This is a genomic window from Phenylobacterium sp. (genome assembly GCF_041913825.1).
Classification (GTDB): domain Bacteria; phylum Pseudomonadota; class Alphaproteobacteria; order Caulobacterales; family Caulobacteraceae; genus Phenylobacterium.
In genome coordinates, this window is record NZ_JAYSEO010000005.1 from 50,473 (window position 1) to 66,125 (window position 15,653).

Annotated in this window: 13 protein-coding genes; 6 read left to right on the forward strand and 7 right to left on the reverse strand. The window is 72.4% G+C overall.

Going from position 1 to position 15,653, the window contains the following annotated elements:
- The first annotated feature begins 40 nt into the window (after window positions 1-40).
- The 3 genes from ACE3Q8_RS05050 (at window position 41) to ACE3Q8_RS05060 (ending at window position 3,171) form a co-directional block, all read left to right on the forward strand.
- Window positions 41-445, forward strand: a complete 405-nt coding sequence (locus tag ACE3Q8_RS05050; RefSeq protein ID WP_374469155.1) for a DUF2946 family protein — start codon at window positions 41-43, stop codon at window positions 443-445.
- A 104-nt stretch (window positions 446-549) separates the two neighbouring features.
- The gene (locus tag ACE3Q8_RS05055) at window positions 550-1,008 is read left to right on the forward strand and encodes a copper chaperone PCu(A)C (RefSeq protein ID WP_374469156.1); all 459 of its coding nucleotides are present in this window, start codon (window positions 550-552) and stop codon (window positions 1,006-1,008) included.
- A gap of 90 nt (window positions 1,009-1,098) precedes the next feature.
- Window positions 1,099-3,171 carry a M13 family metallopeptidase gene (locus tag ACE3Q8_RS05060; protein WP_374469157.1) on the forward strand — a complete coding sequence of 691 codons (2,073 nt, stop codon included), beginning with the start codon at window positions 1,099-1,101 and terminating at the stop codon, window positions 3,169-3,171.
- Window positions 3,172-3,483: 312 nt separating this feature from the next.
- On the opposite strand, the gene hisG is transcribed toward ACE3Q8_RS05060, so the two are convergent.
- The 3 genes from hisG to hisS all read right to left on the reverse strand — a co-directional run bounded on the left by hisG (window position 3,484) and on the right by hisS (window position 7,101).
- Window positions 3,484-4,434: an ATP phosphoribosyltransferase gene (gene hisG, locus ACE3Q8_RS05065; protein ID WP_374469158.1), complete on the reverse strand. Its 951-nt coding sequence runs from the start codon at window positions 4,432-4,434 to the stop codon at window positions 3,484-3,486.
- A gap of 67 nt (window positions 4,435-4,501) precedes the next feature.
- Window positions 4,502-5,635 (reverse strand): ATP phosphoribosyltransferase regulatory subunit, encoded by a 1,134-nt coding sequence (locus ACE3Q8_RS05070; RefSeq protein ID WP_374469159.1) that lies wholly within the window; start codon window positions 5,633-5,635, stop codon window positions 4,502-4,504.
- The gene (hisS, locus tag ACE3Q8_RS05075; protein WP_374469160.1) at window positions 5,632-7,101 is read right to left on the reverse strand and encodes a histidine--tRNA ligase; all 1,470 of its coding nucleotides are present in this window, start codon (window positions 7,099-7,101) and stop codon (window positions 5,632-5,634) included. Before hisS ends, ACE3Q8_RS05070 begins: the two co-directional genes overlap by 4 nt.
- A gap of 308 nt (window positions 7,102-7,409) precedes the next feature.
- Between hisS and ACE3Q8_RS05080 the strand changes: the two genes are divergently transcribed.
- Window positions 7,410-8,756: a cytochrome P450 gene (locus tag ACE3Q8_RS05080; RefSeq protein WP_374469161.1), complete on the forward strand. Its 1,347-nt coding sequence runs from the start codon at window positions 7,410-7,412 to the stop codon at window positions 8,754-8,756.
- Here the strand turns inward: ACE3Q8_RS05080 and pgi are convergent.
- Genes pgi through ACE3Q8_RS05095 form a run of 3 tightly spaced genes read right to left on the reverse strand, consistent with a single transcriptional unit; the run spans window position 8,753 to window position 13,172 of the window.
- A complete protein-coding gene (pgi, locus tag ACE3Q8_RS05085; protein ID WP_374469162.1) occupies window positions 8,753-10,369 on the reverse strand; it encodes a glucose-6-phosphate isomerase in 1,617 nt (538 codons plus the stop codon). The genes ACE3Q8_RS05080 and pgi overlap by 4 nt on opposite strands.
- 37 nt (window positions 10,370-10,406) lie before the next feature.
- On the reverse strand, window positions 10,407-11,024 hold the full coding sequence (locus ACE3Q8_RS05090) for a thioredoxin family protein (RefSeq protein WP_374469163.1): 618 nt from the start codon (window positions 11,022-11,024) through the stop codon (window positions 10,407-10,409).
- Window positions 11,025-11,036: 12 nt separating this feature from the next.
- A complete protein-coding gene (locus ACE3Q8_RS05095) occupies window positions 11,037-13,172 on the reverse strand; it encodes a protein-disulfide reductase DsbD family protein (protein WP_374469164.1) in 2,136 nt (711 codons plus the stop codon).
- Between the two features lie 131 nt (window positions 13,173-13,303).
- Between ACE3Q8_RS05095 and ACE3Q8_RS05100 the strand changes: the two genes are divergently transcribed.
- Window positions 13,304-13,696 (forward strand): acyl dehydratase, encoded by a 393-nt coding sequence (locus ACE3Q8_RS05100; protein ID WP_374469165.1) that lies wholly within the window; start codon window positions 13,304-13,306, stop codon window positions 13,694-13,696.
- 114 nt (window positions 13,697-13,810) lie between these two features.
- Here ACE3Q8_RS05100 and ACE3Q8_RS05105 read toward each other — a convergent pair whose 3' ends face one another.
- On the reverse strand, window positions 13,811-14,605 hold the full coding sequence (locus ACE3Q8_RS05105; RefSeq protein WP_374469166.1) for a SapC family protein: 795 nt from the start codon (window positions 14,603-14,605) through the stop codon (window positions 13,811-13,813).
- A 151-nt stretch (window positions 14,606-14,756) separates the two neighbouring features.
- On the opposite strand from ACE3Q8_RS05105, the gene ACE3Q8_RS05110 reads away from it, so the two are divergent.
- Window positions 14,757-15,641, forward strand: a complete 885-nt coding sequence (locus tag ACE3Q8_RS05110; RefSeq protein ID WP_374469167.1) for a MaoC/PaaZ C-terminal domain-containing protein — start codon at window positions 14,757-14,759, stop codon at window positions 15,639-15,641.
- The last annotated feature ends 12 nt before the right edge of the window (window positions 15,642-15,653 follow it).

Consider the following 15,653-nt stretch of genomic DNA (forward strand, 5'->3'; position numbering starts at 1 on the left):
AGGCTTGAGAAATCCGCCCGGCGGCCTAAGAGGTCGGGCGATGGCGACGGCCCGGACATCGCACAGGTCCGCCGCGGGCCGCGTCACGCCCGCGGTCATCGGTCTGTTCGCCCTGCTGATCCAGGCCCTTCTGCCCGCCGCCGCCCTGGCGGGCCAGCCGCCCGCCGCCCGCGAGACGCTCGTCATCTGCACCGCCGGGGGTCCGCAGACGGTCGCCGCGGACGACACGGACGACGGGCGGCGGCCCGGCTTCGCCGGCCTGCCCTGCCCCGACTGCCTGGCGGGCTCGACCGCCGCCCTGCCGCCGCCGGACCTGGCCGTCGCGCCGGTCGCCTATGCGTCCGGGCGGGTGGAGCATCGGCCCGCTGCCGACGAAAACGGTCTGCGCTGGGCCCGGCCCCCGCCGCGCCCGCCTTCGCGGGCGCCGCCAGCGCCGCTCGGCTGAAACCCTCCTTGCGGAGCGCCCGCCTGCGAACATCGGGGCGGCTGCGCTGCCGTTCCGCCATTCTCCCGCCCTAGGCGGGCCACCGATCTCCATAGGATACCGCCATGCGATCCGCCCTGCTCGGCCTCGCGGCCGCCGCCGCCTTTTCCGCCCCTGCCCTCGCCCAGGGCGCGGGGCTCACCGTCACCCAGGCCTGGAGCCGCCCCGCCGCGGCCGGGACCACGGGCGCCGGCTTCTTCACCCTCGCCAACAGCGCCAAGGCTGCCGACGCCCTGGTGGGCGCGGAGAGCCCCGTCGCCCGCAAGGTCGAGGTCCATCGCTCCAGCATGACCGGCGGGGTGATGCGGATGAGCCGGCAGGACCGCGTGCCGGTCGCCGCCGGCGGCCGCGTGATCTTCGCCCCGGGCGGCTACCACCTGATGCTGATCGGCCTTTCCCGCCCACTGAACCCAGGCGACCGCATCCCGGCGACCCTCGTCTTCGCCAGCGGCGCGCGGGTGAAGGTGGACATGACGGTCGCCACGACGGCCCCGGCCGCGGCCATGGACCACAGCCACCACTGACGCCCCTTCCTGTCCAAAATGTAACGGGTGCGGCGGCCCGTGACGGAGTCATGGTCCGCCCACGTTCAGCTTCCGAAGAGCTCGCCCACGATGAAGACCTTCTGGCTGGCCGCCACCGCGGCCACCGCCCTGCTCGCAGCCGGCCCCGTCCTGGCCCAGGCTCCCACCCAGACCGCCCAGGCCAACGCCGCCGCCCGCGACCTTTCCAAGGCGCCGCGGATGGGGACCTGGGGCTTCGATCTCGCCGGCCGTGACCTGGCCACGACACCCGGCCACAGCTTCTTCCGCTGGGCGAACGGAACCTACCTCGATCGGCTGGAGATCCCCGCCGACCGCTCGACCTACGGCGCCTTCAACGCGCTGGACGAACTCTCCCGCGACCGCATGCGCGCCGTGACCGAGACCGCCGCGGCCGACCGCGCCGCGGCCGGTCCCTCGGCCAAGGTGGGCGCCCTCTACCGCAGCTTCATGGACGAGGCGCGGGTGGACGCCCTGGGCGCCAAGCCCCTGGCCGGCGACCTCGCCGAGATCCGCCAGGCCAGGTCGCGGTCCGACCTCGCCCGCCTGATGGGCGAGTCCATGAAGGACTTCGGCGGCTCGTTCTTCTCGGCGGCGATCTACGACGACGCCAAGGACCCGATGAAGTACACGGTCTACCTTGGCCAGGCCGGCCTCGGCCTGCCGGACCGCGACTACTACCTGGTGGACCGGTTCGCGCCGCAGAAGCAGGCCTACGAGGCCTACGTGGCGAAGATGCTGACGCTCGCCGGCTGGCCGGACGCGGCGGCCAACGCCAAGGCCGTCGTCGCGCTAGAGACCGAGATCGCCAAGGTGTCGTGGACCCGCGCCGAGCGCCGGGACGACGACAAGACCTACAACGCCTACGAGATCGCCAAGCTCGGCGCCGACGCGCCGGGCTTCGACTGGCCGGCGTTCATGGCCGGCATGGACCTGCCGGGCCGGCAGAAGGTGGTCGTCGCCGAGAACACCGCCTTCCCGAAGATCGCAGCGATCTACGCCGGCGCGCCGATGGACACCCTGAAGGCGTGGATGGCCTTCCACCTGGCCGACAACGCCGCGCCCTACCTGTCCAAGGCGTTCGACGAGGCCAATTTCGACTTCCGCTCGAAGACTCTGTCCGGGCAGCCCCAGCAGCAGCCCCGCTGGAAGCGCGGCGTGAATCTGGTGGACACCCAGGTGGGCGAGGCGCTGGGCAAGCTCTACGTGGACGCCTACTTCCCGCCGGAGAGCAAGGCGAAGATGGACGCCCTGGTGGGCGACATCAAAACCGCCATGCGCGGGCGGATCGAGAAGCTCGCCTGGATGGGCCCCGAGACCAAGGCCAAGGCGCTCGAGAAGCTCTCCAAGTTCACCGTGAAGATCGGCTATCCGGACCAGTGGCGCGACTACGCCGCCCTGCAGCTCCGCGACGACGACCTCTACGGCAACGTGAAGCGGGCCGTCGCCTTCGACTGGGACTACCGCGCCGCGCGGATCGACAAGCCGGTGGACCGGGCGGAGTGGGGCATGACCCCGCCGACGATCAACGCCTACTACTCCTCCACCAAGAACGAGATCGTCTTCCCGGCCGCGATCCTGCAGCCGCCGTTCTTCGATCCCGAAGGCGACCCGGCGATCAACTACGGCGGCATCGGCGGCGTCATCGGCCACGAGATCACTCACGGGTTCGATGACCAGGGCCGCAAGTCAGACGGCGACGGACGGCTGACCGACTGGTGGACCGAGGCCGACGCCGCCAAGTTCCAGGTGGAGGCCACGAAGCTCGGCAAGCAGTACGCCGCGGTCGAGATCCTGCCCGGCGCCTTCATCAACGGCGATCTGACCATGGGCGAAAACATCGCCGACCTGGGCGGGCTGCTGCTGGCGCTCGACGCCTACCACCTGTCCCTGAAGGGCCGGCCGGCGCCGGTGATCGACGGAGTGACCGGCGACCAGCGGGTCTTCCTCGGATGGGCCCAGGTCTGGCGGGCCAAGTACCGGGACGACCGCATGCGCCAGCTCCTGGTCTCAGACCCGCACGCCCCGCCACAGAGCCGCGTGGACCTGCCGATGCGCAACATCGACGCCTTCTACGAGGCCTTCGGCGTGAAGCCGGGCGACCCGATGTATGTCGCGCCGGAGATGCGGGTCAGGATCTGGTGAGGCCAAGCGGGGCGGCGGAGACGTCGCCCCGCCAATTTTGGCGCCAGCGTCAAAACAGAGCGCGCACCCAAAAAAGTTTGGCCCGCCAGGGGGGATAATCCTGGCGGGCCATCTTTGAGCAGTCGCTCGAATGAGCGGGCGTTTCCTCCCCGAAACGCCGGAGACCTCAGGACTGAGCGCCTTCATGTCTCTCGCCACATGACAGAACGGCAATTTCCTGCCTGAGTCAACGGGTCCTGCGCCGGTTCCCGGCAAAGCCGGATCAGAATTTCGCGATCCATCCAAAATTTACGCCGTTTTTTGACAGTCTTGTCAAAGAGCGAGCTTTTCCAAGGCCTGGTACGCCGGGCATTCGACTTCGAACACGAAGTCAGGCCGCGCCGCGGTGACGGGGCCGAGCCCCGCTTCCGTGAGCGCGGTGGCCGCATCGGAGATGGCCGAGGCTTCCACCAGCAGGCCGTTGGGCCGCCGCGACGCACCGGCCGCCACCAGGCGGTCGACCACCGCCGCCTCGGCCAGGCTGGCCCCGGCCGGCCAGATCAGGGTCGCGCTGCGCAGGGCGCTGGCCCTGGCCTCCAAGACCCGGAGCAGACGCTCGGCGACGGCAAGTTGCTCGCGGCTCCAGGCGGCGCGCAGGCTGGCCGCGAGCTGGGCCTGGCTCTTCAGGATGATCCCGTCGGCGAGCGTCTTCAGCCCGTTGGCGGCCAGGGTCGCGCCTGTGGTGGTTATGTCCACCACCAGCTCGGCAGCGCCGGAGGCGGGCGCGCCTTCGGTGGCGCCGCCCGATTCGACGATGCGGTAGTCGGCGACGCCATGCCGGGCGAAGAAGGCGCGGGTCTGGGCGAGGTACTTGGTGGCCACGCGCATTCGCCGGCCGGTCCGGGCCAGGTAGTCGTGCGCCACCTCCTCGAGGTCGGCCATGGTCTCCACGTCGAGCCAACTCTTGGGCGCGGCGACGACCAGGTCGGCGCGGCCGAAGCCCAGGGCGCGGAGCAGCAGCACGCGGCCGTCCAGCTCGCCCTTCTCGCGCAGCAGGTCCTCGCCGGTCACGCCGAGATGGATCTCGCCGGCGTCCAGCGCGTCGGCGATGTCGCCGGCCGACAGCAGCCGGACCTGCGCGCCCGGCAAGCCCTTCAGCTCGCCCAGATAACCGCGGGCGCCGCCCACCGCCTGCAGCGGAACGCCGCTGTCGGCGAGCCAGGCCTCCACCTGCTCCTTCAGCCGGCCCTTGGAGGGGACTGCGACGATCAGGGGGCCGGTCATCGTGCTGCGCTCCTCGGAGGCGCTTCGCAGGATCGGACGGATCCTCCGAAGCCTTGGCGAAGGCGGATCATGCCTCGCCTCCCGCATAGGCCCGCCAGGGCCGGACCATGCAGCCGACGGCGCGGGCCTCCGCCGCCCCGCCCAGGCGGGCGAGCAGGGAGTCGTAGCGGCCGCCCACGGCCACCGGCCGGTCGGCGCCGAGCGCGTCGCTGCGCACCTCGAAGGTGAGGCCGTCGTAGTACTCGAACGCGTGGCCGAGGGCGGGCGAGAAGCGCATCCGGCCGGCCGGCGCGGCGGCTTCCAGCCGGGCCAGCCGCTCGCCCCAGGCGGCCATGGCGTCGTCCAGCGCGGGGCCCTTCCGTCCGGCCAGCGCACGGACCCGTGCGAGGCCGGCGGCGGGCGCGTCGGAGATGGCCATGAACTCGCGGATCGCGGCGGCCTGCGCCTCGGTGAGCGCGGGGGCGGCGGCGGCCTCCGCCTTGCGCACCAGGCGGGCGGCGATCTCGGCAGGGCCGCGGCCGCCCACCGGCTCCACGCCGGCCAGCGCCCAGACCTCCTGCAGCAGGGTCGCGGCCTGGGCTTCGGTGAGGCCGGCCAGCATCCCGGCGAGCTGCGAGCCTTCGGTCTCGGCCGCCGGCGCGCCGGTGCGGGCGAGCTCGGCCTGCAGCAGCCGGGGGCGTCCGGCGACGCGCTTCAGGCGCGCGGCGACGCCGGCCGGCAGGGACAGGGATTCGATGAAGGGCGCGAACAGGCCCACGTCGCCCAGCCAGAGCGTCAAGTCGGACCGGCCGCCGGCCTCCGACGCGCGCCAGGCGAGGCTCGCCGCCTCCACGTCGGCGTCCAGGGTCGCCGCGCCGGCCGGGGCGAACAGCTCCAGGCCCACCTGCACGAACTCCTCCGGCCGGTCGGCCTCGGGCGAGGCGCGGAAGGCGGGGCCCTCGTAGTAGTAGCGCCCCTCGGCCGCGGCGCTCTCCAGGTGGCGGCGCGCGATGGCGACGGTGAAGTCGGGGCGCAGGCACTGCTCGCCGCCGCCTTCCGACTGCACCACGAACAGGCGGGCGCGCATGGCCTCCCCGGCGAGGTCGAGCAGCAGCCCGAGCGGCTGCAGCAGCGGCGCGTCCACCCGCTCGGCGCCGGCGGCCGCCAGGGGCGCGCGGATCGCGGCGAGCGCGTCGGCCGGGACGGGCGGCTCGGTCCTCATGAGGCCTGATCCAGGATCTTACGGATCGTCGCCACCAGCTCGCCCCGCGGCACGGTCTGCTGCCCGGGCCGCTGCTCGCGCCATTCGGCGTTGTCGGTGACCTTGGCCGACAGCGCCCGACCGAGGTCTAGGTCCTTGACCGTCACCGTGCCGGCCGCCAGCTCGTCCTCGCCGACGATGACCGCCGCCGGCGACAGGCGCCGGTCGGCGTACTTCATCTGCGCCTTCATACCCGACTGGCCGAGGTAGACCTCGGCCGGGACGCCCGCGCTCCGCAGCTCGCCGGCGACGGCGAAGTAGTCGGCCATCCGGCTCTGGTCGAAGGCGATGACCACCACCGGCCCGCGCACCTGGGCGGCGAGGTCGCGGCCGGCGGCGCGGAGCGCCGCGGCCAGGCGCGACACGCCGAAGGAGAATCCGGTGGCCGGCGTCCGCTCGCCCGTGAACCGGGCCACGAGGTCGTCGTAGCGCCCGCCGCCGCCGACGGAGCCGAACCGCATCGGCTGGCCCTTCTCGTCGGTGGTCGAGAGCAGCAGCTCGGCCTCGAACACCGGGCCCGTGTAGTACTCGAGCCCCCGCACGACCGAAGGATCGATCACCGCCCGGTCGGTCCCGACGCCCAGCCCGGAGAGCGCCGCGTCGATGGCGGCGAGCTCCGCCAGGCCGGCGTCGCCCTCGTCCGAGCCGCCGACGACGTTGGCCAGCGCGTCCAGCGTCTCGCGGCGCCCGCCGACGCCCGCGGCCGTGAAGGCCAGCACCCGCTCGGCGGCGGCGGCGTTCAGGCCCGCGCCCTTGGTGAAGGCGCCGGACTCGTCCAGCCGTCCCTCGCCCAGCAGCAGGCGCACCCCGTCCGGCCCCAGGCGGTCGAGCTTGTCCACCGCGCGCAGCACGGCGAGCTTCTGGTTGTCGTCGGCGACGCCCGCGGCGGTCATCAGGCCGTTCAGGAGCTTGCGGTTGTTGATCTTCAGCACCGCCGAGCCGGCCGGCAGCCCCGCCGCTTCGAGCCCTTCCACCGCCATCCCGATGATCTCGGCGTCGGCCTCGGGGCGCGCCGAACCAACGGTGTCGGCGTCGCACTGGGTGAACTCGCGGAAGCGCCCCGGCCCCGGCTTCTCGTTGCGCCACACCGGCCCGAAGGCGTAGCGGCGGAAGGGCTTGGGCAGGGTCTCCCAGTTCTGGGCGGCGAAGCGGGCGAGCGGCGCGGTCAGGTCGTAGCGCAGCGCCATCCACTGCTCGTCGTCGTCCTGCAGGGCGAAGACCCCCTCGTTCGGGCGGTCCGCGTCCGGCAGGAACTTGCCGAGCGCGTCGGCATATTCGAACGCGCCGGTGTCCAGCCGCTCGAAGCCGTAGCGCTCGTAGATGGCGGACACGGCCTCCAGGATGGCGCGCTCGGCGGCCAGGTCGCGGGCGCGGCGGTCGACGAAGCCGCGCGGGGCGCGCGCCTCGGGGCGGACAGGTTCGCTCATGGCGCGCGCTTAGCCTGCGCAGGCTGCGGGCTCAAGGAAGGAAGGCTCATGCTCGGTCCTCGGGATCTCTCTCGGAGGACGGAGCTGAGATGGCGTCAGCCCCGTCCGGTGCGGCGGGGCTTCGGGTGCGGTCGCGTCAGGCCAGACGATCCCGAACCGAGCCCTCGCGGGTCGGATGGTGGTGGTGGCCGTGATGGTGCGCGACGCGGGTCATCGGGGCGGGTCTATAGCCGAGCCGCCGACCGCTGTCATCCCGCTTGGATGGCGCAACGGAAGCCCGCTTACGTTCGCGTCAACGGGAGGAAGGCATGCAGCTCGTCAGCGACACCATCGAGACGACCTATCGGAGAGGCCACAAGTATCCGGCCGCCTATCCGCCGAGCGCGGCGGAGCTGTGGAACCCGGAGCGGTTCACGGACGGGCCGCCGCTGGACGACCTCGCGCGGCTGCGCCGCGAGGCGCCGGTGGCCTGGAACGAGGAGCCGAACGATCGGCCCGGCTTCTGGTCGGTCACCCGCTACGAGGACGTCATGCGGGTGAACAGCGACTACGAGACCTTCTCGTCGCAGAAGGGCGGCATCCTGATGCATCACCAGAAGTCGGAGATGCAGCTCGCGCGCGCCTCGCTGGACGCCATGATCACGCTGGACGCGCCGCTGCACATGCAGCTCCGCCGCGAGCACATGCCCTACTTCACGCCGGCCTACCTGCGCGGGCTGCAGTCGAAGGTGGAGGGCGAGGTCACCCGGCTGCTCGACGCTATGGCGCCGCTCGGAAAGTGCGACCTGGTGCCGACGCTCTCGGCCCAGCTCCCGCTGTTCACGCTCTGCGAGATCCTGGGCGTCCCGCAGGAGGACCGGCCGAAGTTCCTGCACTGGATGCACTTCCTGGAGATGGCCAACTCCTTCGCCGCCGAGCGGGCGGCCCAGGCGGGAGGCGACGTCGAGGCGATCGCCGCCGAGCTGCCGCCGCAGATGAAGATGTTCCTCGACGCCTTCACGGCCGCCGTGCAGGAGATGTTCGAGTACGGCCGCGACATGCTGCACAAGCGCCGCGCAGACCCCAAGCCCGACCTGATGAGCGCCATCGCCCGCGCCCAGGTGGACGGCGAGTTCCTGGCCGACGAGTACCTGGACGGCTCCTGGCTGCTGATCGTCTTCGCCGGCAACGACACCACCCGGAACACCATCTCCGGGGCCATGGAGCTGCTGTCCCGCTTCCCCGACCAGAAGGCCAAGCTGTTGGCCCGGCCCGAGCTGATGCCCGGTGCGGTCAACGAGGTGATCCGGATGGTGAGCCCCGTGCTCTACATGCGCCGCACCGCCACCCGCGACGTGGAGGTCGCCGGCCAGCAGATCGCCGAGGGCGAGAAGGTGATCATGTACTACTGCGCGGCCAACCGGGACGAGGCGGTGTTCCCGGACCCCGACCGGTTCGACATCGAACGGGCGAACGCCGACAAGCACATCGCCTTCGGCTACGGCCCGCACACCTGCATCGGCAAGCAGGTGGCGAAGCTGCAGCTCGAGGCCGTTTACCGCCAGATGCTCGCCCGCTTCCCCGACATCCGCCAGGCCGGCCCCAAGGACGTGGCGCCGAACAACTTCGTCTACGCCATCCGCTCCATGCCGGTGGAGTTCACCCCGGAGCGCTAACCCCTCAGCCGGGCGATCAGGGCGGCGGTGGAGGGGTCGTGTTCGCCCGCCGCGCCGCCCTCCAGCTCGCCCAGCACGCGGGTAGCCAGGGTCTTGCCGAGCTCGACGCCCCACTGGTCGAAGCTGTTGATGCCCCACAGCACGCCTTCCACGAAGGTCTTGTGCTCGTAGAGCGCGATCAGCGCGCCCAGCGTGTCGGGGGTCAGCCGGTCCATGAGGATGAAGCTCGACGGCCGGTCGCCCGGGAAGGTGCGCTGCGGCGCGAGCGTGGCGATCTCCGCTTCGGGAAGGCCCCTGGCCTGTAGCTCCGCCCGCACGTCGGCCTCGCTGCGGCCGACCAGCAGGGCCTCGGCCTGGGCGACGGCGTTGGCGAGGAGCTTGGTCTGGGCAGCCGGGTCGCCTTCCGAGCCTTCGGCGACCGCGACGATGTCCAGCGGGATCACGTCCGTCCCCTGGTGGAGCATCTGGAAGAAGGCGTGCTGCACATTGGACCCGGCGTCGCCGAACACCGCCGCGGCGGTGGCGTGCTGGACCGGGCGGCCGTCGGCCGTCACCCGCTTGCCGTTGGACTCCATCTCGAGCTGCTGGAGGAAGTTGGGCAGCAGGCGCAGGCGCTGGGCGTAGGGGACCACCGAGCGGGTCGGCCGGCCGAGGCCGTTGCGGTTGAACACGTGGGCGAGCGCCAGCAGCACCGGCGCGTTGGCCGCCAGCGGGGCTTCGCGGAAGTGGTCGTCCAGCGCCGCGCCGCCGGCCAGCAGCCGGTCGAACACCTCGGGGCCAAGCGCGATCAGGCACGAGAGCCCGACCGCCGACCAAACCGAGTAACGTCCGCCGACCCAGTCCCAGAAGCCGAACACCTGCTCGTCCGCCACGCCGAAGGCGCGGGTCTTGTCGAGCGCCGTGGAGACGGCGACGAGGTGGCTGTCCGCCCCCGCTCCGAGCGCGTCGCGCAGCCAGGCGCGCGCGGTCTCGGCGTTGGTCATGGTTTCCTGGGTGGTGAAGGTCTTTGAGACCACCACGACCAGGGTCTCGGCGGGGTCGAGGCCGACCAGGGCCTGCTGGATCTCGGCGGGGTCGACGTTGGCCGCGAACCGCAGTTCGATCGGAGGGTCGAGGGGCCGCAGGGCCTCCCAGACCAGCCGCGGGCCGAAGTCCGAACCGCCGATGCCGATGTGCAGGATGGCGCGGAACGTCCGACCGGTGGCGCCCTTCCGCTCGCCGGAGCGCACGGCGCGGGCGAAGGCGGTCATGCGGTCGCGGACGCCCTCCACCTCGGCGGACACGGCCTCGCCCTGCGCCTGGAAGCCGGCGCCGCGGGGGGCGCGCAGCGCCATGTGCAGGGCCGCGCGGCCCTCCGAGGCGTTCACCCTCTCGCCGGCGAACAGCCGCCCGCGGGCGGCTTCCACGCCGCTCGCCCGGGCGAGGTCGAGCGCCTCGGCCACGTCGGCAAGCGACCAGGGCTGCTTCGACAGGTCCAGGGTGAGGCCCGCGGCCGCGACGGTCAGGCGCTCCAGCCGCTCGGGCTCCTCGCCGAACAGGCTGACGATACGGCGCGTGCGGGCGCGCTCCGCGGCGGCGTGCAGGGCCGCCCAGGCGGCGTCGACTTCGGACAAGCTCTTCAGACCCCTTGTCGGTGGTTTCCCCCGGCCGTCACCCGGCCGACCCGTACTTAACGCCGCAGCCGTACGGACGGGTCACGGGCTGCGCCACCGGGCGCCCGGCCTTCACGTCGGCCAGCGCCGCGGCGACGTAGTTGGTGGCGCCCTTCAGGCTCTCCGGCTCGGAGGACGGCCGGTCGTCGATGCCGCCCATGTAGACGAGCCGGCCCGCCCCATCGACGATGAACATGTGCGGCGTCACCCGCGCGTCGTAGGCGCGCCCAAGCGTGCCGGCCGGATCGAGCAGGACGGCCGTCGAGGCCGCCTTGGCCTTCACCTTCCACGCCCTCGCCTGCGGCGCGGTCAGGTGGCCCTGCATCTCCGGCGCGGACGACACCACCGTCAGCCAGACCACGCCGTCCTTGGCCGCCTGGCGCTGCAGGCGCTGCATGTTTCCCGACGCGTAGTGCTTACCGACGTACGGACAGCCGTTGTTGGTCCACTCCAGGACCACGGTCCGGCCCCGGAACTCGGCCAGGTTGCGGGTGCGGCCGTCGGCGTCCTGCGCCTGGAAGGCGGGGGCGGGCTGGCCGATCTGCGGCTTGGCGAACGCGGGCCCGGCGGCGAGGCCAAGCAGCGCGAGCGTGAGGACGGCGCGGCGGCGGATCATGCCGAAGTCTCCCTAGCTGCGGGCGGCGGCTTCCAGCGCCTTCACCACCGTGCCCTCCGTGAGGATGTTGGGCAGGATACGGGGCTCTCCGCCCTTGGCGCCATACACGAGGTAAAGCGGCACGCCGGCCCGGCCGTGGCGGGCGAGCTCGGTGGCGATGGCCTCGTCCTTCCGGGTCCAGTCGGCCTTCAGGTAGGCGACGTTGTTGGCCGTCATGGCGTCGGCGACCCCCTGGCGGGCGATGGCGACGCGCTCGTTCACCTGGCAGCTCACGCACCAGGCGGCGGTGAAGTTCACGAACACCGGCCGGCCCTCCGCCTGCAGCTCGGCGAGCCGCTCGGGGCTGTAGGGCTCGTAGGGCGCGGCGGCCATCGCGCCCATCGTCTCGGCGGCGCCGGGTGCGGGCGCGAGCGTATAGCTGGGCCAGACCGCGCCGGCCGCCGCGGCGAGGCCGAGCGCTCCGGCGCCCGCGGCGATCGGCAGGGACCGCCCGCCCGCGAGCCGCCGGCGCTGCGCCGCGCCCGCCAGCCAAAGGGCGGCGGCCAGGACCACGGCCGCGGCGAGCACCCGCGCGAGTCCGTCGGCCCCCGCCTGCTGGGTCAGCACCCAGACGAGCCAGGCGGCGGCCCCGTACATCGGGAAGGCCAGCGCCTTCTTGAACACGTCCATCCACGGGCCGGGCCGCGGCAGACGGGCCAGCAGGCCCGGGGCGAAGGCCACGGCCACGAAGGGCAGTGCGAAGCCGATCCCCAGCGCGACGAAGACCGCCAGCGCGGCCGCCGGCGTCTGGGTGAGCGCCCAGCCGAGCGCCGGCGCCATGAACGGGGCCGTGCACGGCGCGGCGACCACGACGGCCAGCACGCCGGTGAGGAAGGCGCCGGTCACCCCGCCACGGCTCGCCAGGCCGGAGCCCGCGCCCTGCAGCGACAGGCCGACCTCGAAGACGCCGGAGAGGTTGAGCGCCACGGCCAGCATCAGCAGGGCCAGGCCTGCCACGACGGGCGGCGACTGGAGCTGGAAGCCCCAGCCCACGGCGGCGCCGGCCGCCTGCAGGGCGATCAGCACCGCGGCCAGGGCCACGAAGCTCGCCAGCACGCCCGCGCCGAACGCCAGGCCCTGGCGCCGCGCGCCGCTGGCCTCGTGGGCGTGGCCGGCCAGCGAAGCCGCCTTCATGGCCAGGATCGGGAAGACGCAGGGCATCAGGTTGAGGATCAGCCCGCCCAGCAGGGCGAACAGCGCCGCCATGGGCAGGCCGAGCCCGACGCCCGGCGAGGCGGGCGCGCGGGCCGGCGGCGGGCCGAGCCCGGCGGCGCCGGCTGGCAGCGGGCCTGCGGGCGCGGAGACCTCGAACGCGGCGCCGTTGGCGAGGGCCAGCACGCCGGCTAGCGCCTTGGGTCCGGGCGCCACCTGGAAGTCGTCGCCGGGCGCGAGGGTCAGCGTTAGGCCCTCCGGCCCGCGCTCGATCGCCTGCGGGGCGGCGTGATCCACCACGCCCGGGGCGAACGGGAAGAAGTAGGCGTCGGCGAAGTCCGCCCCCTTGAGGGGCGCGCCGGCGACCGCCAGCGCGAGGCGGTCGCCGCGGCGTTCGAAGGCGGCGTTCAGCGGCGCCGGCTTCGGCGTCGCCGCCAGCGCCTTGCGGATGGCGGGGCCCCACTTGCCGTCCTCGGCCGCCGGGCCCGCGGTGATTGGCAACGCCAGCCGCACCTCGCCCTTCTCGGGGATGCAGATCTCCTCGCAGACGAGGAAGTAGGCGGTGCCCGAGAGGGTCACCGTCTCGCCTACCCGGGCGTCCGCCGGCGCCGTCACGGTGAAGGGCAGCAGGACCTCGCCCTCGTAGCCGTAGTTGACCAGCGGCCCGACCGGCAGGCGCTTGGGCGTCGGCCATTCGAAGCCGCCCGTGGCCCAGCCGGACGGCAGCGGGTCCCACTCGATCTTGCTGGCCTCGCCGGAGCTGCCGGGATTTCGCCAGTAGGTGTGCCAGTGCTCCTGGATGTCCTGGCGCAGGGCCGCGCGGATCGTCTGGCCGGGCGCGATGCCGCGGGACTCGGCCACCAGCTCGGTTTCCAGGTGGCCGGTGTTCACCGGCTCAGCGAACGCAGCGCCGGCCGTCGCCAGCGCCATCAGGAGCCCCGCCAGGAACCGCATCATCCGCCTATCCGCCCCGCGCAACCTGGCAGCTATATGGCGCGGCGGCGGCCGGGACGCAAAGCGCGCTCGACTCCCGGCTCCGGGAACGGCACATCCAAAGGAAGACCCTGTTCCTCATTCCGGAGCCGTCCGTGCCCGCATCCTTCGACGAGATCCAGATCGGCCAGGTGGTCCCGCTCGGCGCGGCCGCCGTCGACCCCCAGGCGCTGGAGGCCTTCTGCGACGCCTTCACGCCCGGCTGGACCGTCGACCGGGGCTGCCCCGACGCCATGCTCTACGCCATCTGGGCGAGGCTGGACGCGGTCGCCCACACCGACTGGCCGCAGACCAAGCGGCTGGGCGTCGACGCGCTGCGCTGGGTGCGCAACCCGCCGCCGGGCGAATTGCTCCGCGGACGGATGACGGTCATGGCCAAGGACCCGGTGGGCGACGGCAAGGGCATCGTCATCTGCCAGCACGACCTGCTCGACGAGGCCGGTCGCCTGGTCTTCTCCTGCCTGACCCGCAGCGTCTTCGCGCGCTGAGGACGCCCGCTTCACGGGCCGGACATGAGAAAGGGGCCGCCGGCGACGCCGGGGCCCCTCCTGCAAGCCGTTCCGCAGGCCGCCTCCCCGGGAGGAGAAGGCGGGCCCTCGGGCTTAGCTGTTCGCCGCGACCGGCTCCTGGGCGCCGCGCGCCAGGGCCAGAGCGATCAGGCGGTCCCAACCGACCAGCGACAGCAGATGGGCGTAGATCTGGCCGAGCGCGCCGTTGTCGCGCAGTTCGGTCAGCTTGTCGGATGGCAGCTTGCTGAGCTTGTCCTCGGAGACGCCGAAGTAGTCGGCGATCTTCTGGGGCTCGCCGGCGGAGCCGTCCGGGTTGTTCGGCGTGAAATTGGCGGTCTTCTGCTCGAACAGGTCGAGATCTTTGAGGAGCTGGACGAAGGACATCGTCCGCTGCCGCTCGATCTCGAAGTTGTTGCAGAACTCGATGCAGTTCTTGGTGTATTCGCTCGGCTGGCCGTTCTCGAAGAACGCCAGGTCGCCGCCTTCCACGATGAATTCCGCGGCGCGGTCGACGCAGAGGACCATCTGGCTGTTCGACTGGTCGTTGGCGAAGACGAACGGATAGCGGCGGACATAGGCCGGGATATAGACGCCGGGCTCGAAGTTGCCGTTGTCGCGGACGAACATGTTCTCGCCGGCGTTCAGGCCCATCACGGCGATCGGCAGCTTCTCCTCGCCGACGAAGATGATCGGGCCGGTGACGGCGGCCAGCGGGAACTCGCCCACGGTCAGCGGAATGGCGTGGCCGGCCTTGGCGAAGCGGAAGGGGCCGTCCATGCGCTTGACGCCCAGCTTGCCGTGCAGCTCGGGCGTGAGCGGCTCGGGCTGGGAATAGAAGAGCACGTTGCCGGTGATCTGGCCGAGGCCGGGCTGGGTCGTCGTGGTCATGGAAGCCTTCGAGAAGTCTGGGGCGCCGCGGGCCCGCGCGCGCGAGGTCGCCGCTTCTAGCGTATCGCCGCTACACCCGCAAATGGCGCCCGCTTGCTCCGGGGGCCGCGGACGGCTTCAATCCGAGCCATAAAAATTGGGAGGATTTCAGATGCCGATCTATTACCCCGACATTCTCGAGCAGACGACCGCGCCGCGCACCTTCTCCTACGGCGACAAGGACGTGATGCTCTACGCGCTGGGCATCGGGATGGGCCGCGACCCCATGGACGCCCGCGAGCTCGACTTCACCTACGAGAAGAACCTGAAGGTGGTCCCGACCGCCGCCACCGTGCTGGCCGCCGCGGGCGGCCGCCAGGGCCGCACCCCGCCGCAGGTGCCCGACGGCAAACGGCTGAGCGAGATCAACTTCCTGATGGTGGTGCACGGCGAGCAGAAGGTGGAGCTGCACCAGCCGCTCCCGGTCTCCGGGACCTTCACCGCCGAGAGCCGGACCATCGGCGCCTACGACAAGGGCAAGGACAAGGGCGCGGTGATCGTCAACGAGACGGTCTGGCGCGACGAGGCCGGCGAGAAGGTGGCCACGCTCACCGGCTCCACCTTCGCCCGGGGCGACGGCGGCTTCGGCGGGCCGAGCGACGGGGCGCCCGAGCCGCACCCTATCCCGGAGCGCGCGCCGGACCTGTCAGTCGACTTCGAGACCCGGCCGGACCAGGCCCTGCTCTACCGGCTGAACGGCGACCGCAACCCGCTGCACTCCGATCCCGACGTGGCCCGGCGGGCGGGCTTCCCGCGCCCGATCCTGCACGGCCTGTGCACCTACGGGATCACCTGTCGCGCCGTGCTGCAGGCCATCGCCGATTACGACCCGAACCGGATTCTCAGCCACCAGGCGCGCTTCTCCGCCCCGGTCTTCCCGGGGGACACGATCACCGTCGATCTGTGGCGCGACGGGCCGGTGATTTCCTTCGAAGCGCGGGTTAAGGAGCGCGGCGCGACCGTGATCAAGAATGGCAAGACGGTCCTGCGCGCGTAAGACCTGGGGGCT